The organism is Indolivaga macrotermitis, assembly GCF_900128985.1.
Classification (GTDB): Bacteria; Bacteroidota; Bacteroidia; order Bacteroidales; family Dysgonomonadaceae; genus Dysgonomonas_A; species Dysgonomonas_A macrotermitis.
The window spans coordinates 174,878-200,411 of the sequence record NZ_FQUC01000005.1 but is presented as its reverse complement, the minus strand read 5'-3'; the positions used below and the strand labels follow the sequence as shown (position 1 = coordinate 200,411).

General features: G+C 37.7%; 27 protein-coding genes. 14 read left to right on the top strand and 13 right to left on the bottom strand.

The window, feature by feature from the left end:
* The first annotated feature begins 4 nt into the window (after nucleotides 1-4).
* The 10 genes from BUC12_RS19820 to BUC12_RS09065 are packed head-to-tail and all read left to right on the top strand — an operon-like array spanning nucleotide 5 to nucleotide 8,160.
* On the top strand, nucleotides 5-571 hold the full coding sequence (locus BUC12_RS19820; RefSeq protein WP_062180478.1) for an anthranilate synthase component II: 567 nt from the start codon (nucleotides 5-7) through the stop codon (nucleotides 569-571).
* A gap of 23 nt (nucleotides 572-594) precedes the next feature.
* Entirely contained in the window at nucleotides 595-1,950 is a 1,356-nt protein-coding gene (locus tag BUC12_RS09105; RefSeq protein WP_062180481.1) for a TrpB-like pyridoxal phosphate-dependent enzyme, read from the top strand.
* Nucleotides 1,951-1,963: 13 nt separating this feature from the next.
* Nucleotides 1,964-2,962 carry an anthranilate phosphoribosyltransferase gene (trpD, locus tag BUC12_RS09100; protein ID WP_062180484.1) on the top strand — a complete coding sequence of 333 codons (999 nt, stop codon included), beginning with the start codon at nucleotides 1,964-1,966 and terminating at the stop codon, nucleotides 2,960-2,962.
* A 4-nt stretch (nucleotides 2,963-2,966) separates the two neighbouring features.
* The gene (locus tag BUC12_RS09095) at nucleotides 2,967-3,254 is read left to right on the top strand and encodes a chorismate mutase (RefSeq protein WP_062180487.1); all 288 of its coding nucleotides are present in this window, start codon (nucleotides 2,967-2,969) and stop codon (nucleotides 3,252-3,254) included.
* Nucleotides 3,255-3,294: 40 nt separating this feature from the next.
* Complete coding sequence (locus BUC12_RS09090) at nucleotides 3,295-4,086, top strand: class I SAM-dependent methyltransferase (RefSeq protein ID WP_062180490.1); 792 nt, start codon at nucleotides 3,295-3,297, stop codon at nucleotides 4,084-4,086.
* Nucleotides 4,087-4,102: 16 nt separating this feature from the next.
* Nucleotides 4,103-5,290: an MFS transporter gene (locus BUC12_RS09085; protein WP_062180493.1), complete on the top strand. Its 1,188-nt coding sequence runs from the start codon at nucleotides 4,103-4,105 to the stop codon at nucleotides 5,288-5,290.
* A gap of 6 nt (nucleotides 5,291-5,296) precedes the next feature.
* Complete coding sequence (trpC, locus tag BUC12_RS09080) at nucleotides 5,297-6,082, top strand: indole-3-glycerol phosphate synthase TrpC (RefSeq protein WP_062180496.1); 786 nt, start codon at nucleotides 5,297-5,299, stop codon at nucleotides 6,080-6,082.
* 5 nt (nucleotides 6,083-6,087) lie between these two features.
* Nucleotides 6,088-6,708: a phosphoribosylanthranilate isomerase gene (locus BUC12_RS09075; RefSeq protein WP_062180499.1), complete on the top strand. Its 621-nt coding sequence runs from the start codon at nucleotides 6,088-6,090 to the stop codon at nucleotides 6,706-6,708.
* 9 nt (nucleotides 6,709-6,717) lie between these two features.
* A complete protein-coding gene (gene trpA / locus BUC12_RS09070; RefSeq protein WP_062180502.1) occupies nucleotides 6,718-7,491 on the top strand; it encodes a tryptophan synthase subunit alpha in 774 nt (257 codons plus the stop codon).
* Nucleotides 7,492-7,545: 54 nt separating this feature from the next.
* Entirely contained in the window at nucleotides 7,546-8,160 is a 615-nt protein-coding gene (locus tag BUC12_RS09065; protein ID WP_062180504.1) for a hypothetical protein, read from the top strand.
* A 381-nt stretch (nucleotides 8,161-8,541) separates the two neighbouring features.
* Here BUC12_RS09065 and BUC12_RS09060 read toward each other — a convergent pair whose 3' ends face one another.
* A complete protein-coding gene (locus tag BUC12_RS09060; RefSeq protein WP_062180506.1) occupies nucleotides 8,542-9,750 on the bottom strand; it encodes a hypothetical protein in 1,209 nt (402 codons plus the stop codon).
* Nucleotides 9,743-10,522, bottom strand: coding sequence for a pyrroline-5-carboxylate reductase (gene proC, locus BUC12_RS09055; protein ID WP_062180508.1), 780 nt, complete (start codon nucleotides 10,520-10,522; stop codon nucleotides 9,743-9,745). The genes BUC12_RS09060 and proC overlap by 8 nt, the downstream gene beginning before the upstream one ends.
* Nucleotides 10,523-10,834: 312 nt before the next feature.
* On the opposite strand from proC, the gene BUC12_RS09050 reads away from it, so the two are divergent.
* Together BUC12_RS09050 and BUC12_RS09045 are read left to right on the top strand one after the other, a co-directional pair.
* Nucleotides 10,835-11,236: a tautomerase family protein gene (locus tag BUC12_RS09050; RefSeq protein WP_062180510.1), complete on the top strand. Its 402-nt coding sequence runs from the start codon at nucleotides 10,835-10,837 to the stop codon at nucleotides 11,234-11,236.
* Nucleotides 11,237-11,247: 11 nt separating this feature from the next.
* Nucleotides 11,248-11,742: a GNAT family N-acetyltransferase gene (locus BUC12_RS09045; protein ID WP_062180513.1), complete on the top strand. Its 495-nt coding sequence runs from the start codon at nucleotides 11,248-11,250 to the stop codon at nucleotides 11,740-11,742.
* A 5-nt stretch (nucleotides 11,743-11,747) separates the two neighbouring features.
* Here the strand turns inward: BUC12_RS09045 and BUC12_RS09040 are convergent, their stop codons facing one another.
* The 11 genes from BUC12_RS09040 to BUC12_RS08990 all read right to left on the bottom strand — a co-directional run bounded on the left by BUC12_RS09040 (nucleotide 11,748) and on the right by BUC12_RS08990 (nucleotide 23,741).
* Nucleotides 11,748-12,344, bottom strand: coding sequence for an IMPACT family protein (locus BUC12_RS09040; RefSeq protein WP_062180516.1), 597 nt, complete (start codon nucleotides 12,342-12,344; stop codon nucleotides 11,748-11,750).
* 3 nt (nucleotides 12,345-12,347) lie between these two features.
* Nucleotides 12,348-13,277, bottom strand: coding sequence for an RluA family pseudouridine synthase (locus BUC12_RS09035; protein WP_062180519.1), 930 nt, complete (start codon nucleotides 13,275-13,277; stop codon nucleotides 12,348-12,350).
* Nucleotides 13,278-13,332: 55 nt separating this feature from the next.
* The gene (locus BUC12_RS09030; RefSeq protein WP_062180521.1) at nucleotides 13,333-13,773 is read right to left on the bottom strand and encodes a DUF4348 domain-containing protein; all 441 of its coding nucleotides are present in this window, start codon (nucleotides 13,771-13,773) and stop codon (nucleotides 13,333-13,335) included.
* Between the two features lie 100 nt (nucleotides 13,774-13,873).
* Nucleotides 13,874-14,941, bottom strand: a complete 1,068-nt coding sequence (gene leuB, locus BUC12_RS09025; RefSeq protein WP_062180524.1) for a 3-isopropylmalate dehydrogenase — start codon at nucleotides 14,939-14,941, stop codon at nucleotides 13,874-13,876.
* A gap of 41 nt (nucleotides 14,942-14,982) precedes the next feature.
* Entirely contained in the window at nucleotides 14,983-16,245 is a 1,263-nt protein-coding gene (locus BUC12_RS09020) for a protoporphyrinogen/coproporphyrinogen oxidase (protein ID WP_201780490.1), read from the bottom strand.
* A 20-nt stretch (nucleotides 16,246-16,265) separates the two neighbouring features.
* Complete coding sequence (locus tag BUC12_RS09015; RefSeq protein ID WP_062180528.1) at nucleotides 16,266-17,324, bottom strand: hypothetical protein; 1,059 nt, start codon at nucleotides 17,322-17,324, stop codon at nucleotides 16,266-16,268.
* A 131-nt stretch (nucleotides 17,325-17,455) separates the two neighbouring features.
* Nucleotides 17,456-18,967 carry an alpha-isopropylmalate synthase regulatory domain-containing protein gene (locus BUC12_RS09010; protein ID WP_062180531.1) on the bottom strand — a complete coding sequence of 504 codons (1,512 nt, stop codon included), beginning with the start codon at nucleotides 18,965-18,967 and terminating at the stop codon, nucleotides 17,456-17,458.
* 81 nt (nucleotides 18,968-19,048) lie between these two features.
* Entirely contained in the window at nucleotides 19,049-19,639 is a 591-nt protein-coding gene (gene leuD / locus BUC12_RS09005; protein ID WP_062180534.1) for a 3-isopropylmalate dehydratase small subunit, read from the bottom strand.
* A 120-nt stretch (nucleotides 19,640-19,759) separates the two neighbouring features.
* The gene (leuC, locus tag BUC12_RS09000) at nucleotides 19,760-21,154 is read right to left on the bottom strand and encodes a 3-isopropylmalate dehydratase large subunit (RefSeq protein WP_062180537.1); all 1,395 of its coding nucleotides are present in this window, start codon (nucleotides 21,152-21,154) and stop codon (nucleotides 19,760-19,762) included.
* Nucleotides 21,151-22,242 carry an acyltransferase family protein gene (locus BUC12_RS08995; RefSeq protein WP_062180540.1) on the bottom strand — a complete coding sequence of 364 codons (1,092 nt, stop codon included), beginning with the start codon at nucleotides 22,240-22,242 and terminating at the stop codon, nucleotides 21,151-21,153. Before BUC12_RS08995 ends, leuC begins: the two co-directional genes overlap by 4 nt.
* Nucleotides 22,243-22,250: 8 nt before the next feature.
* Complete coding sequence (locus BUC12_RS08990; protein WP_062180543.1) at nucleotides 22,251-23,741, bottom strand: 2-isopropylmalate synthase; 1,491 nt, start codon at nucleotides 23,739-23,741, stop codon at nucleotides 22,251-22,253.
* A gap of 639 nt (nucleotides 23,742-24,380) precedes the next feature.
* Here BUC12_RS08990 and BUC12_RS08985 point away from each other — a divergent pair.
* Nucleotides 24,381-25,031: a YceI family protein gene (locus tag BUC12_RS08985; RefSeq protein ID WP_070808589.1), complete on the top strand. Its 651-nt coding sequence runs from the start codon at nucleotides 24,381-24,383 to the stop codon at nucleotides 25,029-25,031.
* Between the two features lie 2 nt (nucleotides 25,032-25,033).
* Nucleotides 25,034-25,522, top strand: a complete 489-nt coding sequence (locus BUC12_RS08980; protein WP_062180549.1) for a GAF domain-containing protein — start codon at nucleotides 25,034-25,036, stop codon at nucleotides 25,520-25,522.
* Nucleotides 25,523-25,534 lie beyond the last annotated feature (12 nt).

Below are 25,534 nucleotides of genomic sequence, written 5' to 3'. Positions count from 1 at the left end.
AATTATGAAAATATTAATATTCGACAATTACGATTCGTTTACATATAATCTGGTGCATTTGGTAAAAGAACTGGGTTATACTGATGTAGATGTATTCAGAAACGATAAAATAGCTTTGCCTGATGTGGCTAAATATGATAAGATTATTTTGTCACCGGGACCGGGTATTCCATCCGAAGCCGGACTACTGCTTCCTCTGATCAAAGAATATGCCGCTACGAAATCTGTATTAGGTGTTTGTTTGGGGCATCAGGCTATAGGTGAGGCTTTTGGAGCAGCACTGGTAAATCTGGAAGATGTATATCACGGAATTTCTACCAAGGTAGATATTATAGCAGATGATTACCTTTTTGAGGCTGTAGACCCGAATCTGGAAGTAGGTCGTTACCACTCATGGATAGTAGATTCAAAAGATCTGCCGGAGTGCTTTGAGGTGACAGCAATTGATGACACTAAACAGATTATGGCTATGAAACATAAAACATATGATGTGCATGGTGTACAGTTCCATCCCGAATCTGTATTAACACCTCAGGGAGCAACTATTGTAAAAAACTTTTTAACCCGATAAACCTATTCATTTTTATTAGTGCTATGAGTAAGAAAATATTTTTGAGCGAGAACGAAATTCCCGAAAAGTGGTACAATATTGTAGCGGACATGGTAAACAAACCTTTGCCTCCTTTGAATCCCGCTACTAAGCAAGTTTTGACACCTGAAGACTTAGAACCTGTTTTTGCAACAGAGCTTATCAAACAGGAAATGTCACAGGATCGTTGGATCGAAATACCCGAAGAGGTAAGGGAACTTTATAAAATATGGCGCCCTACGCCTTTAGTCAGAGCTACAGGGCTCGAAAAGGCATTAGGTACCCCGGCTCGTATATACTTTAAGAATGAAGGCGTAAGCCCTGTTGGTTCGCATAAGCTTAATTCGGCATTGCCACAGGCTTACTATAATAAGAAACAGGGAATAAAACGTCTGACAACCGAAACCGGAGCCGGACAATGGGGTGCAGCCCTGAGTTTTGCATCCAGCGTTTTCGGATTAGGATTGGATGTATATATGGTGAAAGTCAGCTACGAGCAGAAGCCATACAGACGCATGATGATGCAAACATGGGGCGCAAATGTAATACCGTCGCCTAGTAATACAACTGAATCAGGACGCAGTATTTTAGCGAAAGATCCTAATAATTCGGGAAGCTTAGGTATTGCTATTTCAGAAGCTGTAGAAATGGCAGTACAAGATCCTGATGCCCGCTACACACTTGGTAGTGTGCTTAATCATGTTGCTTTACACCAAACAGTTATTGGATTGGAAAGTGAAAAGCAAATGGATATGGCTGGCGAATATCCCGATATTGTGATAGGTTGCTTTGGTGGAGGATCTAATTTTTCGGGTATAAGTTTTCCGTTTTTACGCCATAAATTAACCGAAGGAAAAGAAATTCGTGTAATAGCTGCAGAGCCTGCGAGTTGTCCGAAACTATCAAGAGGGCGTTTCGAATATGATTTTGGAGATACCGTGGGATTAACACCGCTTCTTCCTATGTATACTTTAGGGCATGATTTTCAACCTGCTGATATTCATGCCGGTGGATTACGTTATCATGGAGCCGGAACTATTGTCAGCCAATTGCGTAAAGACGGTTTTATTGAAGTACAGGCTATACCACAGCTTGAAACATTTGAAGCCGGTAAACTATTTGCGAATACCGAAGGTATAATTCCTGCGCCTGAGTCGACTCATGCCATAGCTGTTGCTATCCGCGAAGCACTCAAAGCTAAAGAAGAAGGTACACCTAAAACTATATTATTCAATCTGTCAGGACATGGATTAATTGATATGTCAGCTTACGATCAGTATATGAATGGTAATATGAAAAATTATCAGTTGACAGATGAAGAAATCGCTAAAACCCGTGATTCTCTAGAGAAACTGGTATGAAGAAATAATTATTATGAAACAGATATTAAACAGATTATTTAATCACCAGTATCTTGACAGGCAGGAAGCCAAAGATATATTAAGCCGTATGGCGGCAGGTGAGTATAACGACTCACAGATAGCTGCGTTTATCAGTGTTTACCTTATGCGGAGTATTTCTATCGAAGAGTTTATGGGATTTGCCGATGCACTTGTTGACTTACGCACCAATGTAGATGCTTTATCAGCCTATGATCCTATTGATATTGTGGGTACGGGCGGTGATAACAAGAATACATTTAATATATCTACACTGTCATGCTTTACAGTTGCGGCAGCAGGTTATAAAGTGGCTAAACATGGTAATTACGGAGCGACATCCGTCAGTGGAGCATCGACCGTTATGGAGCAACATGGAGTGAAGTTTACAACAGATATTGGCAAACTCGAAAATTCATTAGAGAAAACCAATATAGCATTTCTGCATGCACCATTGTTTAATAATGCCTTGAAAGTAGTTGCCCCGGTTCGTAAGGCTTTGGGGGTTCGCACATTCTTCAATATGCTGGGGCCTGTGGTGAATCCTATCCGTCCGAAGAAACAGGTATTAGGTGTCTTCAACCTGAAAATGGCGCGTATGTATTTCTATATGTACCAGCAGACCGATGTAGATTATTCCATTGTACATGGTTTGGATGGCTATGACGAAATTTCGTTAACCGGCGATTTTAAAGTAATAACCAAACAAGAGGAAAGTATTTATACTCCCGAAGAATTAGGATTCAGGAGATGTGAAGAAAATGACCTTGATGGCGGACGTACAGCCGAAGAAGCTGCTGCTATTTTTGATAATGTGATAAATAATACAGCCACAGAGGCTCAAAAGAATGCAGTGATAGCTAACTCGGCAATTGCGATCTATACAATTGATCCCTTGCTGAGTGTAGAAGAATGTATATCAAAAGCTACTGAATCTATAGATAGTGGCAGATTGAAGGAAACTTTCAAGAAATTTCTTGAACTAAACAGTTAAGAAGATGGAAACTAATAGTTATAAATCACTGGAAGATGTGCGGTACAATATTGACCTGATTGATAAAGTTATCATACAGTTAATTTCGGAAAGAAGTTTCTTTGTGAATGAAGCAGCCCGTTTTAAAAAAAATGAGCAGGAAGTGGAAGCTCCTCACAGAGTGGAAGAGGTGATTGGTAAAATCCGTCATGTGGCTGTCTCTAAAAAACTGAATCCCAATATTGCGGAAAAGGTTTATAGGGCTATGATTGGAGTTTTCATTGAGCAGGAAAAAGAAGCCATAAACCGATAAAATATCTCGTAATTGGAATGTCAGTTATAAATGATTGATTATGAATGATTATATTGAAATAAACCGAAAGGCATGGAACTATAAAACCCCGATTCATATCGGTTCTGAGTTTTATGATAATGAAGCTTTCTTACAAGGAAAGAATACATTACAGGATATAGAACTATCTATGCTTGGTGATATTAAAGGGAAAAGTGTTTTACATCTTCAATGTCACTTTGGACAGGATTCTATCTCTTTGGCGCGTATGGGAGCAAATGTAACAGCCATTGACTTGTCGGATGAAGCAATAAAAAGAGCACAGAAATTTGCCGGACAATTAAATGTAGATGTTGAGTTTATTTGTTCTGATATCTACAATCTACCTAGTGTTCTAGATAGAGAATTTGATATTGTGTTTACTAGTTATGGCGTGATAGGATGGTTGCCTGACATGAAAAAATGGAGCGAGATAGTTTCACATTATCTAAAGCCTCAGGGACGTTTTATCTTTGTTGAGTTTCATCCATTAGTATGGGTATTTGATGATAATTTTACAACAATTGCCTATGATTATTTCAATACAGGAGAAATTATTGAGACCTTTGCAGGAACCTATGCCGATCGGAATGCAGATGTCAGTTATACGACTGTATGTTGGAATCATAGTTTGAGTGAGGTTATGGGTAATTTGATTAATTCGGGAATCGAGATAAAGCAGTTTGAAGAATTTGATTACTCTCCATATCCTTGTTTCAAAAATGTAGAAGAGATCGAAAAAGGCAAGTTCAAAATAAAACACTTGCAATACACTATACCTATGGTATACGCGCTGGAAGGAATGAAGCGTTGATTTTATTAAAAATAATATGTCAGAAGAAGTGGTACATGAGTTAAGTGAATCTCAACGGAAACGGATCCGGTTAGGAGTGTTTGCTTTTTATTTCTCACAAGGATTGTGTTTTTCGAGTTGGGCCAGTCGTATCCCCGATATTAAAAGTTATTTAGGACTTGATGATGCGGCATGGGGTACAATATTATTGATGATACCTATCGGTCAGATATGTGGTATGACTATCTCGGGTTTGATGGTATCGAAAATTGGAAGTAAGAAAATTCTTCCTGTGTCTTTAGTTTTTTATGTATTGGCCTTATTAGCTATCGGGGCTTCGCGTACCGAATATGCTTTGTTAATGAGTCTGATCTTTTTCGGATTCTGTGGTAATTTCTGTAATATATCAGTCAATACACAAGGCGTTAATATAGAAGCAATGTACGGAAAAGCCATAATGTCGTCTTTTCATGGAGGATGGAGTTTAGCCTGTTTTGCAGGTTCGGCAATTGGGCTATTAATGATAAATATACATCTGAACCCGTTTTACCATTTCCTGATAGTGGCTGTTATTGTTCTCGCCAATCTGGTTGTTAGTAAGAGGTATTTGCAACCCGATATAAAGAAGAAGAAAGATCCGCAGGAAGCAGAAACAAAGAAAAAGAATAAACCCGAAACTTTTCTTTACTTATTGGGAATAGTTGCTTTTTGTGGTATGGCAGCCGAAGGAGCGATGTCTGACTGGGGCGGATTATACCTGAAAGACATTGTAAAAGTGTCGGATTCGTTAGTACCCCTTGGCTTTGCCGCATATATGGTAACTATGGCATCGGGACGTTTTTTGGCAGATGGAATAATAGAACGTTGGGGACGTCAGAGGATTATTCAGGCGGGTGGTATACTTATATCCATCGGATTATTTTTAGCTGTGGCATTTCCTTATCTTCCGGTAACTCTTCTTGCGTTTATGATTATCGGTTTGGGTACATCCAGTATCGTTCCTACAATATATAGTATTGCCGGACAGCGTACAAGAATACCGACGGGAATAGCATTGACCATCGTTTCGAGTATCAGCTTCCTTGGTTTTCTTATGGGGCCTCCTCTTATAGGTTATATATCTCAGGCAACAAACTTGCGGTATTCGTATGGTCTGATAGGTGTTTTCGGGATATGCATAGTTATTTTATCATCTGTGATAAAAATATTCAAAACAGAAAAATAAGATGTTATGACTAATATATTGGATAAAATTGTTGCTAATAAACGTAAAGAAATTGAGCAACAAAAGAAAGGAATAAGTATCGATCAATTAGCTGCGAAGATCACGAATACAACAAATCTGTATTCTTTCAAAGAATCGCTAGCTAATTCACTGACAGGTATTATAGCTGAATTTAAACGGAAGTCTCCCTCCAGAGGTTGGATCTTCGAGAATGCTAAAATACAGGAAGTTATTCCATACTATTCGCAAAATGGGGCGAGTGCTATCTCGGTATTGACCGATACTGAATTTTTTGGAGGTACTTTTGCAGACCTTGAGCTTGCCCGAAGCCTGACACGTACACCGCTTCTAAGGAAAGATTTTATGGTAGACGAGTACCAGATATATCAGGCTAAGCTATTAGGTGCTAATGCTATATTGCTTATTGCAGCATCACTGACAATCGGCGAAACAAAGCAATTTGCGGTAAAAGCACGGGAACTGGGATTAGACGTTCTGCTTGAAATCCATAATGAAAAAGAATTGGGGCATATCAATGAGTATGTGGATGTAGTGGGAGTCAATAATCGTGACCTGACCACATTCATAACCGATGTAAAAGGCTCGTTTGATCTGGCGGAAAAGATACCTTCGGACTTCCTGAAAATATCCGAAAGTGGTATTTCTAAGGCTCAAACAGTAAGAGAACTACGTGAAGTTGGTTACAGAGGTTTCTTGATGGGCGAGAATTTTATGAAGACCGATAATCCCGGATTGGCATTGAAGCAATTTATAGAAGAACTGAAAGCCTGAAGGTGATGAAGATAAAAGTTTGCGGGATGAAGTATCCCGGTAATATCAATAGTTTATCGGCGCTCCCGATTGATTATATGGGGCTGATTTTCTATCCGAAATCCGCCCGGTATGCAGGAGATTTGGAACCTGTAAGCTTAGCAAATATGCCGGATAATATTAACCGGGTAGGGGTGTTTGTCAATGAAGATATTGATACAATCGGTTTATTGGTAGATAAATATAATCTGACATACATTCAGTTACATGGACAAGAGTCACCTGATTTTTGTATCCAATGCAAGGAACGTTTTAATGTAAAGATCATAAAGGCTTTTAATGTATCGGAATCCGCTGATCTGGAAAAGACAAAGGAATATATTGCCTGTTGTGATTATTTCTTATTCGATACAAAAACTCCGCAGCATGGAGGATCGGGTGAAAAGTTCGACTGGGAAATACTGAAATCATACCAAGAGCAAATTCCTTTTTTTCTGAGTGGAGGAATTTCCGATGCGGATATTGATGATATCAAAAAGCTCTCATTCTCTAATTTATATGCTTTGGATGTGAATAGTAAATTCGAGATAGAACCGGGATTAAAAGATATTGAAAAACTAAACAACTTTATAACTCATTTTAAATAAACAAAGATCATGAACAGGATAAAACAACTTTTTATACAAAAGCCTAAAAATATATTATCAATCTATTTTACAGCAGGATATCCACAATTAAATGATACAGTTACTGTGATAAAAGAGTTGCAGGACAATGGTGTAGACCTGATCGAAATAGGCATACCATTTTCGGATCCGATGGCCGATGGCCCTACTATTCAGGCTAGCGGAACAGTAGCATTGAAAAATGGAATGACATTGAAAGTGTTGTTTGACCAATTAGCTGATATCCGTAAGGAAATCCATATTCCTTTGATAATGATGGGGTACCTGAACCCTATTATGCAATTTGGTTTTGAGAATTTTTGTAAAAAATGTCACGAAGCAGGTATTGATGGAGCAATTATTCCCGATCTGCCATTCGATGACTACCTGAAAGAATATAAGCCTATTGCTGAAAAATACGATATAAAAATAGTTATGTTAATTACTCCCGAGACTTCTGATGAGCGTATCCGCTTGATAGATGAACATACAGACGGATTTGTTTATATGGTTTCGTCGGCATCTACTACAGGTGCGCAAAGTAGTTTTGATGAGAAGAAACAGGATTATTTTAAGAAAATAGATGCAATGAACTTGCGTAATCCTCGCTTGGTAGGTTTTGGTATTTCGAATAAAGCGACTTTTGACGCTGCACAGGCTAATTCGAGTGGAGCTATTATCGGCAGTAAATTTATTACTCTGTTGAAGGAATCGAAAGATATTAAAGAGGCTGTAAAGAATTTGAAAGAAACTTTAAGCCATTGATATTATTTACCTGAACAATTATTTTCTTAAATTTGGCTGAAATAAACAAAATATATGAATAAGGCGTATTTTATTTCGTTATTGACAGTTTTTATTACCATATGTGTACTTTACTCATGCAGTAAGGAAGATAACGATGATCATACGCCGCCTACGTACGAGATATTGCCATTAGACTCTACGGCTACTTATCCGCCTTCGCTGGTCGATGGTGATTATCTGTATGTTTTTACGGATCAGGATACTATATTTAATCGTATTCGTATTCGTTTTATGGATGACAAGAAGCTCTCTTCATATAATATTCAGATCAGAGGATTGAAGCCTGATGCGACAGATATAATAGGGGATACTTTAGTTGTAGATACCATTAACCAGACTGTAGACGGAGTGGTTACAACTTATGGGTTCTGGCGTAAAAACTACCAGTCTACTAAAATATTCGGAGAGACTGATATAGCTATAATTCAATCTATTGCTATTGATTCTACAAGAACTATTACTAATAATACCACAAATAAGCCCACTACCAAAGAGTATCCTACATGGATGGATGGTCCATATCAATTCAGGTTATCTGTTACTGATACTCAGGGAAATGAGACTATAGAATATTACAAGATATTTATAGGAAAGAAAAAATACAGCGACTTTATAAATGGTAATTAAGATTTCTTCTTAATTAATACCAATCAGTAGTTTTTTTCTGTTACTGCACTCCTTATAGACAGGTGACAGTAACTACACAAAAGTGACATCCGCCTGTTACCTGAGTGTCACTTTTGTTACTTTTTTATTTTGTTTTAAATCAATGGATTATTCTCGTTAAAGTGACAAAGGTGACAAAAGTGACATCTTTTTCTCATTATTTTTTCCTCCTTTTTATTTTTGTCATTTTCAATATTTCAAAGAACCCTCTTTGTATATAATAGATAAAAATAAAACGGATTTATAATCGGAAGAAGTTCTTGAAATATTGTATTATTCACCAATGCACCTTGGGTTAATGGACAAGAGCAAAAGGACATTTTTTTCAACTGTAGATTTGCATTAAATAGTATCTAATAATATATAAGCTCTGTATTTGGTATCAGCAGTGACAGGGCAAAGACTGAAATATCCTTTTTTGAATTTTTTGTCCGATATTATAGGAGGATAATCTTCGACCATTTGCTGATGTTTACGGAATATTTCGCCTGTTCTTGGGCTAAAGTCAATATAAAACGATCCGGTTGTATTTTTATCCAGATAGTTTTGGCTTAAATGTAAAGCTATTAATCCCATATTGTCGCGTACATTGATTTCTACACACGGGTGTAACAGGTATTGTCCATTTTCTTCATATACCATCATATCGACACCAATACATCCTTGATAGTGAGGCGAAAAGTGTTGTGTGAAATATTCAATAAGTTCGTTCTGAATCTTGTTGAGTAAATCAAGGTGTATGAAATTTGTTATTTTATCCGCCAAATGTTGTTGGCATCCTAAGTAGTTCCCCAGATATGCACCCTTGTTATTAGTTTCGAACAGTGAGTAACCTGTAAATTCTACACTTCCGCTTTTTCCGGAAATAAATTCCATAGCAAAATCCAGTTGCTTATTCAGCGCCTTTTCTATTGAGACCGAGCCTTGTTTTTTCAGTATCCCATGAAGGATTTGCCGTTCAGTACGGGTTAATCCTTCCACAGGAAGCCACAATAATCCTCTTCCGGATGAAGAGAAAGGAGCTTTAGCCAGTAATTGATAAGGCGTTTGTCTGACTTCTTCTTCGAGGCTCTCTAAGTCGTAAAAAAATTGAGGTTTTATATCGGATGAAATACCGGATATGGTAGTTATCAGATATGATAGGCATTGCTGGGCTGTTTTCCGGCTACTGAGCTCCGTTAACCGGGGATTCCATTCAGGGACTATGAGGTTACTACCTGTATCTCTTTTTACTTCTTCAAGCTTATGTATTCCCTGAGGAGAAATTCCCCATAAATGCGTTTGATAAGTTCTCTTATCTGTGCTTAAATCTTTCTTTGTGATACACTGTGCCATAGAGACCTCATTGATCGCTAAAAAATGAAGAAAATCGTCGGACAAGTGCTTATCAACTAATATCACATCTTGTGGATTGGCATACCATACAGGCAGATACTGCAAATCGTTCTGCATAGTAACCACATTGGCAGGAGCCATGTAGTAGGGCGAGCTGTTCAGAATAGCATTTTCGTGCCCCGGATTGAAATAATAAAGTTGGCGCAGGTCAGACATTGCTGGCTTTCAATCCTTTGATAACAGCAGATGTAAATCCGGCATGTTCCATTTCGTTCAGCCCTTTTATGGTAATACCTCCGGGTGTAGTTACTTTATCTATTTCGGCCTCAGGGTGTGATTGGTTTGCTTCGAGTAATTCAACGGCTCCACGTATGGTTTGTAATACGATCTCTTTTGACAGGTCGGCTTTTATACCGATTTCGACACCGCCTTCCATAGCCGCCCGTATGTATCTGAAGGCATATGCTATACCGCAAGAGGCTAGGGAAGTAGCTCCCGAAAATTGTTTCTCTTCGATAAGCAATGCTTTGCCTAGTTCGTTAAAAAGTTCCAGAATAAGGTTATCTTGCTCTGATATTGCATTTTTAGAAGCGATAAAAGTCATACTTTGCTTTATGGCGATCGCTGTATTCGGCATAATACGGTAGACCGGAGAGGCCGAATTTGACCATGTTGATAGCTGATCTAATGTGATGCCGGCAGCAACAGACAGAATCATCTGGTTATCATTGATCTGGTCTTTATACGTTTTTAGCACATCTTCTATCATCCATGGCTTTACACCTAAAATAATGATATCTGCTCCTGTTATCGATGTATAATTGTTTACCACTGCATTGATGCGGTTATCAGCTTGTTTGATTTCGTCAGCCTTAGATTGTCTGCGGTTGATTACTGTGATATCTGATGCTTTTATCATATTGCCGGATGCTAATCCTAAAGCAATGGCACTACCCATATTTCCGCCACCTATAATTGTTATTTTCATTGGATACTTATTTTATAATATGATCTTATTCTGTAAAGTTATCTTCAAAAATCCATTTTTGAATCAATTCTCCATCGAAAATTTTACCGATAACCCGATATTTTGAATCATTTAAAGGGTTTCTTCCTACTAAAATCTCTAAAAATAGTAATATCTAATAACGATTGGGCTAAATCAATCGTTTTGTTATTAATTTACTATATTTTTGTTTTATTGTTTATTAAGGATACTCTGTTTATCAGATCAATAAATACAGGTTCGAATAACAATCGCAGAAATGAGATTATTCACAAACTAAACATTAAAAAAGTTATGCCATTCGTAAATGTAAAGTTAATAAAGCAACAGGTTAGTCAGGATCAAAAGAATTTATTGATAGAAGTATTAATGGATATTATTGTAAATATTATGGGACGTAATTCTAATACGACAGTGATAACATTAGACGAAATCGATCAATCCAATTGGTTTATAGGAGGTAAACCAATGGATAGATCAACCCATGAGAAGCTTGCATTTATTGAGATACGGATTTCGAAAGGAACAAGTAATCCGGAACAAATGGCTGAAGTAATAAAAGCGGGAAAGGAACTGGTCAATCACGCTTTAGGTTCATGTGATAAGACAAATTATTTTATTATTAGTGAGCTGAACCCCGACAGTTGGGGTTTTGATGGTGTATCCATGACAATTAGAAACGAGAGAGAGAAATAAAATTATCGCTTATGAACAATTTTACTCATGTTGATCCCAATAAAGATTTATCAGATGTAATGAATACATTGAATGTCTCTCATGGTACCGTTGCCAAAGATTTTGGTTTCACAAAAGAGACCAATCCTACAAACAACGCCTTTATTGATGTAAATACATTAAAGTTTCAGTTGAATAATGGGATTGATCTGTATACAATTTCCAATAATGATAAGTTAGTAGGTTGTATTGCAATTGAAAGATCGTCAAGGGAAGCCGGTACATTTTATATTGAGAAAGTATCTGTTATTCCGGAATTCAGAAATCAAGGGTACGGGCTTAAGTTAATGGATTTTGCCACCTCTAAAATAAAAATATTGGGAGCGAAAGCTATTTCCGTCTCTTTAATAGACTCAAATATAAAGCTAAAAAAATGGTATTTAGCTCAAGGGTTTATTGAGAGCGGCTTCAAGGATTTTGAGCATTTACCCTTTAGGGTATGCTTTATGAGGAAAGAAATAAAATAAGGTTGTTATTCGTCATTAAAGACTAAAGTCTCAACCTTTTCCAAACGGCTTAAAAGCTGATCATATAAAGCTTTCCGTATACGTAAAGACATCAGGCAATCCATATCATATTGTTGATCTAATATTGTAGGTTCAAGGTCTTTTACTATTTTCATGACATCATTCATAAACGGATATTCAAATTTGAATGAAATATCCATATCGATAGTCTTTTCTATTATTTCAGCCGAGGAAATGGCTTCTGCCGCTGCCTCTTTGTAAGAGGTAATGAGCCCGCTTGTCCCTAACTTGATCCCCCCGAAGTACCTGACTACTAAAACCAATATGTCTGTCAGCTCATTAGAATTTATTTGCCCTAAGATAGGTTTTCCGGCAGTGCCGGAGGGTTCTCCATCATCGTTTGACCGAAATTCTGTCCTTTCAGCCCCTAACATATAAGCCCAGCAAATGTGCCGGGCATCATAATATTCTTTCCTGTATTTTTCGAGTTCCGATTTTACTTCATCAACAGTTTGCACAGGAACAGCATAGGAGATAAATTTACTTTTTTTCTCAGTAAATAATCCTTGTGCTGTTTCTTTTACTGTTCTGAATGTATCCATCTTTTATTCGGTTGTTTCTGCTTTCGGTGGATTAATGGCGTCTGCCATCACCTGCATTTTTTTCGGTAATGCTGATATGAAATGCATCTTTTCCTTTGTTACGGGATGATTGAACGATAATTCGTCTGCATGTAGAGCTATACGGCGGATAGGGCTGATCTTGGAACCGTATTTTTTATCTCCGACTATAGGATGCCCTATAAACTGGAGCTGTACCCTTATCTGATTTTTTCTCGAAGTATCGGCATTTACCTTTAGCAAGGTATAACGGTTGTTTGCTTTTTCTGTTTTATAATGAGTAACGGCTTTTTGTCCTCCATTGTCTTTTTCTGAAGCAAAAACCACAAAATTCTTATTTTCGGTAAGCCACGATGTGATAGTGCCCGATTCCGGAATAACAGGACTTTCGACAACCGCCTGATACGAACGTTTTGGCGGATGCAGTATCCATTCTTTTTGCATTTTTTCCTGAAGGTCGGGGTCTTTGGCGAAAACCATTAGACCGGAAGCTTCGCGGTCGAGCCGGAATAGAATATAAGGTTTTACCAAAGCGTTCTTTTGCCGCAGATAGTTACTTACAATATTATATGCTGTCTCTTTAAGCATTTCTTTGCCCGTGGATACAGATAAAAGCCCCGATTCTTTATCTATTACAATAATACTTTTGTCTTCGTAAACTACGGTTAATCCTTTCAGCTTCTTTTCGTCAAGCTTATGATCGTGTTTATGTATAGACACAACATCTCCCCGTTTCAGAAGGTGGTTATATTGGGTTACTATCTGACCGTTAACTTTAACCTGTTTATGTAAAAGCAACGATTTAATGGCATTGCGGCTTTTACGTACTTTAGAATCGAGTAAGAATGTAAGTAATTCGGCTGCTTCAGTTACTTTTATTTCTTGTAATGCTGTATTTTGAGGTTTTCCCTTCATTATGTTTATTTTTATTTCTCCGGTCTGTTATTTAGGACTGCAAAGGTATGATTTTTTAGAGAAATATACTCTTATAGTAAACAAGATACCACTTACCTCTGATCTGTTGATATTTTATGAGTATGTCTGTATCGGAGTTTTTGATGTATATACGGTGCGAGACTGTGGTTGGGGTACGTTTTATTGTTACTTCATAGGTTTTCCGGTCTACCTTATCTATGGGGACTATCATGGTGTCCCAGTCTGATTTTTGCATAATTGTCAATCGTCTTTCGTGTTCCTGAATGTCGCATTCAAGAGGAAATGTAACTCTGGACAACTGAAATTTGGGATCGGCGAAAAATTTTGAATAAAATTCATCGAAATTCTCACCTTTTTGTTTCTCTATCTTTTTTCCTGTTTTCTGGGTTGTCTGTGTATTTTGTTGGTTTTTGCATCCGGATGATAGAATAATGAAAACAGAAATCGGTATAACTAATAAAAATAATTTTCTCATTGTAAGTTTTTAATTCGATGCAATCAAAAATACGATTAAAAAGCTGAAAAGGCAACACCTTGCCGATGTTGCCTTTCCCTTTTATTGTGTACTGAGAAAGTTATTTCTTTACAAAATTCACGATCCAGTCTCCAACTTCGGATGTTGAGTAAGCTTTTCCGCCCGAAGCAATGTCTTCGGTAACAATACCTTCTTCTAAAGATGCGTTTACGGCGTCACGTATAAGTTTGCCTTCGTCCATCAGGTTGAAAGCGTATTCGAACATCATGGCTGCCGACAAGATAGTGGCTACAGGGTTAGCTATATTCTTGCCTGCTGCCTGAGGATACGATCCGTGGATAGGTTCGAATACAGAAGTATGAATTCCTATCGAAGCAGAAGGGAGCATACCCAAAGACCCTGTAATAACAGAAGATTCGTCTGTCAGAATATCTCCGAACAGGTTTTCGGTAACCAGAACATCAAAACGTTTAGGCCATTGTATTATCTGCATTGCAGCATTGTCTACAAACATATATTCGGTTTCTACATCCGGATATTGTTTCTCTATTTCCTGAGCAACCTCTCTCCACAGACGAGATGTACAAAGGACATTAGCTTTGTCGACAACAGTTACTTTCTTACGGCGTTGACGTGCATATTTATAAGAAAGATGCAATATACGTTCGACCTCTTCGCGTGTATATACGCAAGTATCATATGCCGTATTGTTATCTTCCGAACGTCCTTGGGGACGACCGAAATAAAGGCCTCCGGTCAATTCGCGTACACACATAAAGTCTGCACCTTCTACTAAATCCGCACGAAGTGGAGATTTGTGTATCAATGACGGGAATGTTGTAATAGGACGGAGGTTGGCATAAAGCCCCAGGTCTTTACGCATCTTCAATAATCCTTGTTCGGGACGTACTTTTGCCGAAGGATTGTTATCGTATTTAGGATCTCCGATTGCACCAAATAGTACAGCATCTGATTCCATACATAGTTCGTGAGTAGCTTCAGGGTAGGGACTTCCGACTTCGTCGATAGCACATGCTCCTACAATACCATATTCGTATGATAGTTCGTGTCCGAATTTTTCGCAAATAGCTTCGGTTACACGTAGAGCCTGTCCGATTATTTCGGGTCCGATACCATCACCGGGTAATACTGCAATGTTTAATTTCATAATTTTATTTCGGTTTATATATAATATTATTTGTTTAATTTCTAGACTTTTAGATATTTATCTGTGATTGTCTTAGATAAATCTATAGCTTTTTTTATGCAAACATCCATGTTGTAATATTGCCATTCGCCAAATCTTCCGAGCGTATATATACCTATATTTTGAAGATAGTCTTTTACGCTCTTAGTTGACTTGTCGTAATTTTCATCAAAAACAACATAAGCGTATTCTGATATAGAATGTGCTAAAGGCTCTATTAAAAAGTTATCGGATTGTCCGGCTTTAGCCATTTCTTCAAAAGAATGATTGCCTATGACTTCCGATACCGAGTAGTTTTCTTTCGGGCTAAAGTAAGATCCTATATGGATATATCTGTGAAAAAGATAATCTTTGTTAGGGATATATGTCCAAGTTTTATCTGTAGACTGCGTCTTCCAAAGTACATTTGATACACCGTTCTTTCTCAGTGATTTGGCTGATGCTTGTACATCGGCAGGGGCATCACTAAAGCAATCGATAAGTTTATCGAGAGGTGTGGTATTTATTATCAGGTCAAATTCGTCTTTTTTATTAATAACCCATTTATTCGAATCCTTGTTATGCTCGATAGACGAAACGGTATAGTTGTATTTTATATTCAGATTTTTAGCTAATGCATCCAGAAAGGTGTTCTGATTATTACTCTTAGGATAATAAAACCGGGCATGAGACATTTTGTCTTTTGTATTCGAAATTAACCCTTCGAAAAAAGAATCTTTATCGGGAATCGGCAGTTTGTCCTCTACCCATAGATAGCTCATCTTTTTAGGATCATTTTTCCAAATCTTAGAATTGTAAGGTATAAAATATTCAGTAGCAAAGCTTTTGCCGAATTTCTTTTCGAACCATTCTTCCAGATTGGCATATTTGCCATCGTCCTCAGAATTGAGGAAGTCTATAGTAAGTCGTTTGGCCAGCTCTTTATCGTGTTCGTAGATTTGCTTTATCGAAAATTCGATCGGATAATCGACTTCATAGTCATGGAATTTGATTTTGGATTTCCGCTCGATTTTGTTCCATTGGTCTAAAGGCAGAATCTGTCCGAAAACAAATGAAAGCACATCTTCATATTTCGAATTGAAGCAATGTCCTCCTATAGTATGGTAAGCTATCCCGTTTACATCCGTAGTCCGGGCTATTCCTCCACATACCGGTTTCGATTCCAGAATTTCTATATCGAATTTGTCTTTAAGAAGTTGCCCTATGCTAAGTCCGCTGATGCCGGCTCCCAAAATCCCTATTTTTATTTTACGTGAATCGTTCATTTTTACGTGTTGAGTAATAATTATATTTCGGTTGATTGAACAATATCCATCAATTCATTCGCCCTGACAGATGTATATGATTTATCTAAAATGGATAGGTAAGTTTCTTTATCGAAATTATCTTTTTCGGAGATATACAATTCTATCTGTTGTTTAAATGTTTCGTAATTGTTTATACTTGCACATATTCTTTCCATTTCAAACAATCGGGTCTCTACAGTATCCGGATACCGGAGCAGTATTTTACATTGGGCAGATAGTGATTCAAGATATTTGGGAGTTACAGGATTATAACCCTTTGTCCTCTTTTCGCCACCATCTATACCCGGTGTTGCATAAAAGACAATCCTTGCCGTCCGGAGTAGTTTCATGTATTCTTCTCTGCTATTGAAACTGCCCAGATTACCATCTTTGTTAGATGTAAAAATAACCTGCCCGTTTTGGATTTCGCTTTTTACAATATTTAAGCCTGAAGAAGCTTCTGTTTCTTTCAGATACTGATCTAAAAAATGTTCGAGGCTACTATTCTGTCTTCCGGCTAAAAGGATGTCGTATTTCTTTTGATAAACAATATCTTTTACCATCCTGTATTTGTCAGGCAAACTAAGTCCCCAGTATTGAATATTGAGGGTGCAGTTTGCCGATTTCAAATAATTATAAGCTTCGATACTGGAAATCAGCACCAAAGGGCAATCGGCATACTTTTTATTGAATTCAGGTAAGAAGTTTTCATCAATAAAAGCATCTACAATTACAGGAATAATCTTGTTTAAACGACTTTTTTTCAATTCAATAGGAGCCGATACTATAAGATGGAAGTACAGGCTTACAGATAACTCGTCCGGTTTGCCTGCAAATGAGCTGATCTTCCGGAAAAACTTAGTAATCGGATACGAAATTCTTTTGGATATATTATATCTGATTCGGTTTATGAAATTGGTTTCCAGCCTGTCGGGATTATCGATAATGGGTATTTGCAGAGACTGCGACAGTTGATCTTCCCATTCGTAGATCAACTGATAACTAACCCATGTCTCAAATTTTCGATCAGATATAATATTTTTTATATTCAGCTTCATTTCTTTATGATGAGTAGCAACAGGTATTTAATTATATATTTTTGAAATATAATTGCTTATTGCTATTTTACTTACAAAAGTAATAAAAAAGGTCTGTAACCTTAAATCTGGGGTTTTAGATACTACCAAGCTTACATATCTTCCAGAATATTCAACATTTTCTCCGTTGCTTTTACCGCAGCTTCTGTCTGGTCAGCGTCCAGACCTCTTGTTTTGAATGTTTTTCCATTGAATCTCCAGGTTATAACAGTCTGCACCAAAGCATCGGTGCGACCTCCCGGAGGTATAATTACCGAATAGTTCGTCAAATCGGGTTTGGGTTTATCCAGTTTGGTATAAATTTTCCAAAGGGCTTTCGAAAAAGCATGGTACTGACCATCTCCCGCAGCGATTTCTTCGTATTCTTTTCCGTCCACTTCAATCCGTACGGATGCCGAAGGGCGCACTCCTCTTGATAGAACAAAGGCGAAAGATACGATTTTTACTCTTTTTTCTTTCTCACTGCCTTTCAATACATCGGATATAATGTATGGAAGGTCATCCTGTGTAATAATTTCTTTTTTATCACCTAGCTCTATAACTCTGTTGGTGACGAGAGTCATTTCGTTATCATCCAACTCTATACCGAGAGCTTCTATGTTCTTTCGTATATTGGATTTTCCCGAAAGTTTTCCTAATGCATATTCCCGTTTTCGGCCAAATCTTTCAGGGTATAATTCGTTGTAATACAGATTGTTTTTGTTGTCTCCATCAGCATGTATTCCGGCACATTGAGTGAATACATTTTCTCCGACAATAGGCTGGTTGGCTGCAATATTTAATCCTGAGTATGTTTCCACAACACGGCTTACCCTGTTCAGTTTATCTTCGCGGATTGAGGTTTGCATATTTAGCTGATCGTGTACAACGGCAATTACACTCGATAATGAGGCATTACCGGCACGTTCGCCCAAACCGTTCATAGTAACATGTACACCTTTTACACCTACTTCTATGGCAACCATTACATTGGCAACAGCTAAATCATAATCGTTGTGCGCATGAAAATCGAAATGCAGGTTAGGGTAGCGTCTTACCATACGGCGGCAGGCACGCATCGTGGTATGGGGGTTGAGTATCCCTAATGTATCCGGTAACATAAACCGTTTGATGGGCATATCTTTGAGGTTATCAACCATAAAATAAACATAGTCCATCGAATTGAGTATTCCGTTAGACCAATCTTCGAGGTAAAGGTTTACTTCGATACCCATTTCTGCCGCCAGATTTATTTCCCTCTTTACATCGTCGAGATGTTCTTGTGGAGTTTTGCGCAGTTGTTCGGTTACATGTTTGTAAGATCCTTTTGTTAAAAGGTTTATAGTCTTGCATCCCACATCTTTTATCCATTTAAGCGATGCGCCTTTATCTACAAAACCCAGTATTTCGATTTGATCTATATACCCGGCACCTTTTGCCCAATCTGCTATTTTTTTTACAGTATTGAACTCACCTTCCGACACTCTGGCTGATGCTATCTCTATACGATTAACACCTAAGTCGACCAGTAGTAAGTGAGCAATACTCATTTTCTCCTGCGACGAGAACGATACTCCGGAAGTTTGTTCTCCATCCCGCAGGGTAGTATCCATTATCTCTAGCATAATATCTTCAGATGTTATTAGGTTTCAGAGCCGTGCCGGTACTTTTGTACAGATACCGGCACGACTGTGTTTTTTTTAGAATCAAAAAGTACGCTCTTTTTCGTAATTTTCGATTGAATCTTTTTTGGAAAGAAGATAGTCTATATCATCCAATCCTTTCAGCAAGCATTCTTTTTTATAAGGGTTGATCTCGAATGATTCGCTTTTACCTGTGGCATTGTTAGTAATAGTCTGGCTTTCGAGGTCGATAGTTAATGTTGCTTTCGGGTCTTTATTTATACTGTTAAATATTTCGGACAGAAAGTCAGCCGAAACAATAACAGGTAATATACCATTGTTTAACGCATTGTTGCGGAATATATCGGCAAAGAAACTTGATACTACAGCCCTGAATCCATATCCTCCGATAGCCCATGCTGCATGCTCGCGACTGGATCCGCTTCCGAAGTTTTTACCAGCAACGAGGATTTCTCCGCTATAAGTAGGATTATTTAATACGAAATCTTTTTTAGGAGATCCGTCTTTTTCGTACCGCCAGTCGGCAAAAAGATTATCACCAAAGCCCTCTTTTGTTGTAGCTTTGAGGAAACGAGCCGGAATTATTTGGTCTGTGTCCACATTTTCGATCGGAAGTGGAACATATGTCGATGTTAATTTCTGAAATTTTTCCATTTTCTTAATTAAAGTAACTGTAAGTAATTAATGATATGTTTTGGAATCATAACAACTTATTGTTGTTGTAGTTACCAAAGAAATAAAAAGTATTGAGACCTTAAAGGCTTCTGTTTGAAATTACAGCATAGTTCTTGGGTCTGTAATTTTACCGGTAACGGCAGCAGCAGCGGCTACTAAAGGACCAGCCAGAATAGTACGTGCTCCGGGACCTTGGCGTCCTTCGAAATTACGGTTCGAAGTGGATACTGCATATTTCCCTGCCGGAACTTTATCGTCATTCATTGCAAGGCAAGCCGAGCATCCGGGTTGACGTAATTCGAAACCGGCAGCTGTAAGTATATCATACAATCCTTCGTCTTTGATCTGTTGTTCTACCATCCAGCTTCCGGGAACAAGCCATGCCGTAACATTATCAGCTTTTTTCTTTCCTTTCACAAAATTGGTAAATGCGCGGAAGTCTTCGATACGTCCGTTAGTACAACTTCCAAGAAATACATAGTCGATTGATTTTCCTTCAAGGTTTTCACCCGGATTGAATCCCATGTAATCCATTGATTTTTGGAACGATATACGTCCTGCTTCATCAATATCTTCTAAGGTTGGTATATTTTCGTTTACACCCATACCCATTCCCGGGTTTGTTCCGTATGTGATCATTGGTTGTATATCAGCAGCATCGAATATAAGTTCTTTATCGAACTTGGCTCCTTCATCGGTTTTCAATGTTTTCCAATATGCCAGTGCCTTATCCCATTCTTCACCTTTAGGTGCAAACTCACGGCCTTTTACATAGTTGAATGTTGTTTCGTCCGGAGCTATAAGTCCTCCACGGGCACCCATTTCGATACTTAAATTGCAAAGTGTCATACGTTCTTCCATCGACATATTGCGGATTGCTTCTCCGGCATATTCAACAAAATAACCTGTAGCACCACCTGTTGTAAGTTTCGATATCATATATAAGGCAAGGTCTTTTGCTGTAACACCTTTTCCTAGCTTTCCGTTGAAAGTTATACGCATGGTTTTGGGGCGCGATTGCAAAATACATTGAGTAGCCAATACCATTTCCACTTCAGATGTTCCGATACCAAAAGCGATTGATCCGAATGCTCCGTGTGTAGATGTGTGACTGTCTCCGCAAACAATTGTCATACCGGGTTGTGTATATCCGTTTTCGGGTCCGATAATATGTACGACACCATTTTTTTTATGACCTAATGCATATAATGTCAAACCGAATTCTTTTGCGTTCTTAGACAGGGTATCTAATTGGTTTTTGGAGATCGGATCTTTAACAGGTTGATCTTGATTGATTGTAGGTGTATTATGATCTGCCGTTAGAGTAGTTCTGTCGGGACGAAGAACATTCAGACCTCTGGCACGCAGTCCATTAAAAGCCTGAGGACTTGTAACCTCATGACAAAAATGCCTGTCGATGTACAATTGTGTAGGTCCATCAGCTACGGTAGATACAGTGTGTGCATCCCAGATTTTATCAAACAATGTTTTCATACAGTAATATTATTTTGTTGATCTAATTTTTTGATGATTTTACGTCCCAGATTTTGTCCGGGTATTTCTATAAATTTATATGTGATATTGGATAAGCAAAATGTAACTGCCGCTACTATCGAATATAATAATATAAAGTTGAGCAGCGAACTGATAAATCCTGTTATTGGTAATATTCGCCCGAATTCAAAGTTGTTAAGAGCCATTATTACAAGGAAATGAATAATGTACATACTGAAACTGACTTTGCCAACACTGGCTAGTACCTTATTCGAAAAAGCCTTGAGAGAATATTTACTCAATATAATAACTAGTGCAGTGAATGCGATAGTCCACATAAAATAGTACGGGAACGGTATATGGGCAAATAGCAGGCATACACACGCCAGAAATACTACAGTATAAGGACTGACCCGGTAATCTTTTTTCTGAGTTACATGATATGCAAATATACCTAAGAAGAAAATGGGTACCTGATTCAGAAAGTTCACTTCCATAAATTCGAACTTAGATAAAAACGGATCGTCATAGAAATTGTAATGAAATATTGAAGCTATTGCTATGAAGATACCGAAGAATATCAGGCTGGTATTTGTATTTCTTACCCATATTGTTAATATCGGGAATAAGAAATAAAATATAAATTCGGCGGATACCGACCATCCTCCCGGCACTATAGTGCCAATTATATATGGAGATAATGTATTCAGAAAAAGAAAATTACTCAAAAACCAAAAGGTTGGAATTGCTTTTATGTAAGCGGCACTGTGGTCTATATTAAACAGGTAAATAAGTATAATGGCTGAATAATAGATAGGGGCTATCCTAAAAAAACGCCTGATAAAAAAATTGCGGGTAGCACGTTTTTCGTCTTTTCGCCTTTCGTGAGACATTGTAAGCGTATATGCACTGACAATGAAGAATAACGATACACCGCAGCGGAAATCATATATATAATCGATCAGTAAAGGAGGGAAAAAGTCGGATGTGCTTACCTTGAAAAAAGATAAAATATGGACACCTACTACCATAAGTATGGCTATCCCTCTTAAACTATCGATATATTCGTATTTCTTTGGCTCCGCCATATTGTTTATTACTTAACAAACTTATTTATTGCATTGATGAAAGCTTCGGCAGATGCAGCTACTATATCGGTGTTTGCCGAAAAGCCGTAGTACATTTGTCCGTCATGTTCAACTTGCATATGCACTTTACCTACATCGTCGCTACCTTTATTTATAGCCTGAATCAGGAACTCCTGAATTACGGTCTGACGGCGTACTATCTGTTTGATTGCTTTAATTGCAGCATCTACAGGGCCATTGCCGGATGCTGAAGCTTCGAATTTCTCACCAGCTATATCGATACCGACATTGGCAACGCATCGTACACCAATTCCAGCGACTACCTGTAAGTAGTCTAATTTTATACGGTGCATCTTTTCAGTTTCTTTGCCTGCTAAGATAAGAATATCTTCGTCTGTAATATCTTTTTTGCGGTCGGCAAGCTCCAGAAATCTCTGATAAATATCGCTCAGTTCATCATCATTAACTTCAATGCCTAATATCATCAGCCTGTTTTTCAGTGCGGCACGGCCACTTCTGGCAGTAAGTACTATCGCATTGTCGTCTATGCCGACTTCTTTCGGATCGATAATTTCATAAGTTGACATATTTTTCAAAACCCCATCCTGATGGATACCGGATGAATGAGCGAAAGCATTCCGACCCACAATAGCCTTATTCGGCTGAACCGGCATATTCATCAAACTCGATATCATTCTGCTGATCGGATATATTTTCTGGGTATTGATATTAGTCTCGATGTTCAGTTCCTTGTGACTCTTGATTGCCATAACCACCTCTTCCAGTGATGTATTTCCGGCACGTTCTCCAATGCCATTAATAGTAACTTCTACCTGACGGGCTCCATTCAGAACTCCCATGATAGAATTTGCTGTAGCCATACCTAAGTCCTGATGACAATGTGTCGATAATATGGCATTTTTCATATCCACATGATCTATCAGGTATTTAATTTTGGCACCGTATTCGGTTGGTAAACAATAGCCGGTCGTATCCGGAATGTTGACGACTGTAGCTCCTGCGTTAATGACAGCCTGAACCACTTTTGCCAAATAAGCATTGTCGGTACGCCCCGCATCTTCGGCATAGAACTCAATGTCTTCTACATAACGCTTTGCATATTTAACAGCAGCAATTGCACGCTCTATAATTTCGTCTTGTGTAGAGTTAAACTTATACTTAATATGGTAATCCGATGTACCTATTCCTGTATGTATGCGTTTCTTTTTTGCATATTTAAGAGCTTCGGCAGCTACTTCTATATCTTTTTCCACAGCACGGGTCAAAGCACATATAGTTGGCCATGTTACAGCTTTAGATATTTCAACTACAGATTTAAAATCGCCTGGACTAGAAACCGGAAACCCTGCTTCTATAACATCTACACCGAGCGCTTCGAGGGCTTTGGCTACTTCGATCTTTTCTATTGTATTCAACTGGCAGCCGGGAACCTGCTCTCCATCTCTCAATGTCGTGTCAAAAATAAATAATTTGTCCATAACGAAATCAATATTAAAAATTTAATAGTTAATCACTTTCCGAGTGTCTTGCTTTTCATTAAAAAAGCCTTTCTCATCATAGTGAGAAAGGCTTTAGAATATATTTTAGATCATTCATCAATACACAGCACTACTCACTCTAAGTTTGTCCCAGAGGAGAATAATAGAAATGCTAATGTTATTGTTAAATGATTTCATTATAATCAGCTTTGAATTTTACACCAGCAAAAGTATAATATATTTCTTTAATTCCAAATAAAATGCTACAAAAAATATCTTGATAATTATTAAATTATTGCATTTGTGATAGGTTTAATGACGATTTTATCTATGATTCGGTTTCATTTTATGCTATTTAATAAAGTGATAGTATATAATATAAGCTTTTTGATTTGATTATTCTTTTAGTATTGTGATCTATATTTGTGGTTTTGTTTATGCTCTCAGTATTCTATATATGTGTATGCGTGTCGTTCTTTGTATTTTGTTGTTTATTATTAGGTATTTATGAAGCCCTTTGTATGTTTAAGGTACTGTGTCGTGAAAATTTTTCATATAATTCGGCTTGAATAATTATTAATGCTATTTTTGTATTGTGTTTATAAAGTCATACTTGATACAAAACCATTAGGGAGAAATATGAGAAATATTTACTGGATATCATTAATTAGTTTATTGTTTGTATGCTCATGTAAAGAGAAGAAGCAGACAGAGGTTGTACCTGTTGCCGAAGAAAATGGTATATCACTTAAAGTTGATACAGCTGCTTCTATTATTTACTGGAAAGGATTTGGTCCTAAAACAGAACATTCCGGAACATTGAAACTAAAAGAAGGTATTATTACTGTTGTAGGTAATAATGTAAAGCTTGGAGGTTTTATTATTGATATGAATACGATAAAGTGTACCAGTATTACGGATGCGGCTAATAATAAGAAATTGGTGACACACCTGAATAGAGGAGATTTCTTTAATGTAGCTCGTTATCCTGAAGCTCGTTTTACAATTTACAATTCGACCGAGATTAAATCGGACTCATTGACACACCGGTTAAATGGCGCATTAGAATTAATAGGGATGGAAAAAGGTGTAACATTTGATGCTAAAATCACTAAAAACGGAGATACCTATAAAGCTATTACTGCTCCGTTTAATATAGACCGGACTCTATGGGGGATTAAATATGGGTCGAATACAGTTTATGATGCTATGCAAAACAGTATAGTTGAAGATAATATACAAATACAGGTTGTAATAACAGCAAGGCTGGAGTCTACTGATTTGAAGTAATTATGGCAGAAAAGCTTGATGTATTACAAACAACTTCACGCGAAGAGCAGTATAAGAATTTACTTCCTCAGGTAGAGGCTCTGATTTCTTACGAAACAGATTTGATTGCTAATATGGCTAATCTGTCGGCTGTACTGAGAGAAGCTTTTGGCTTCTTGTGGGTGGGATTTTATATAGTTAGAAACAAGGAATTGGTATTGGGTCCGTTTCAGGGTAAGATTGCCTGCACACGGATTGGTTATGGTAAAGGAGTTTGCGGAACAGCCTGGAAAGAAAACAAACCTTTGGTCGTACCCGATGTAGATGCTTTTCCGGGACATATTACATGTGATGGAGATTCGCGGTCTGAAGTTGTTTTACCATTGAATCAAGATGGGAAAGTGATTGGAGTGCTGGATATTGACAGCCAGTTTTTAAACCATTTTTCTGAAACAGATGTTATTTATCTTCAAAAATTCATCTCGTTTTTGTCCGTTTCCCGGTTGGAATAATATTCTTATATT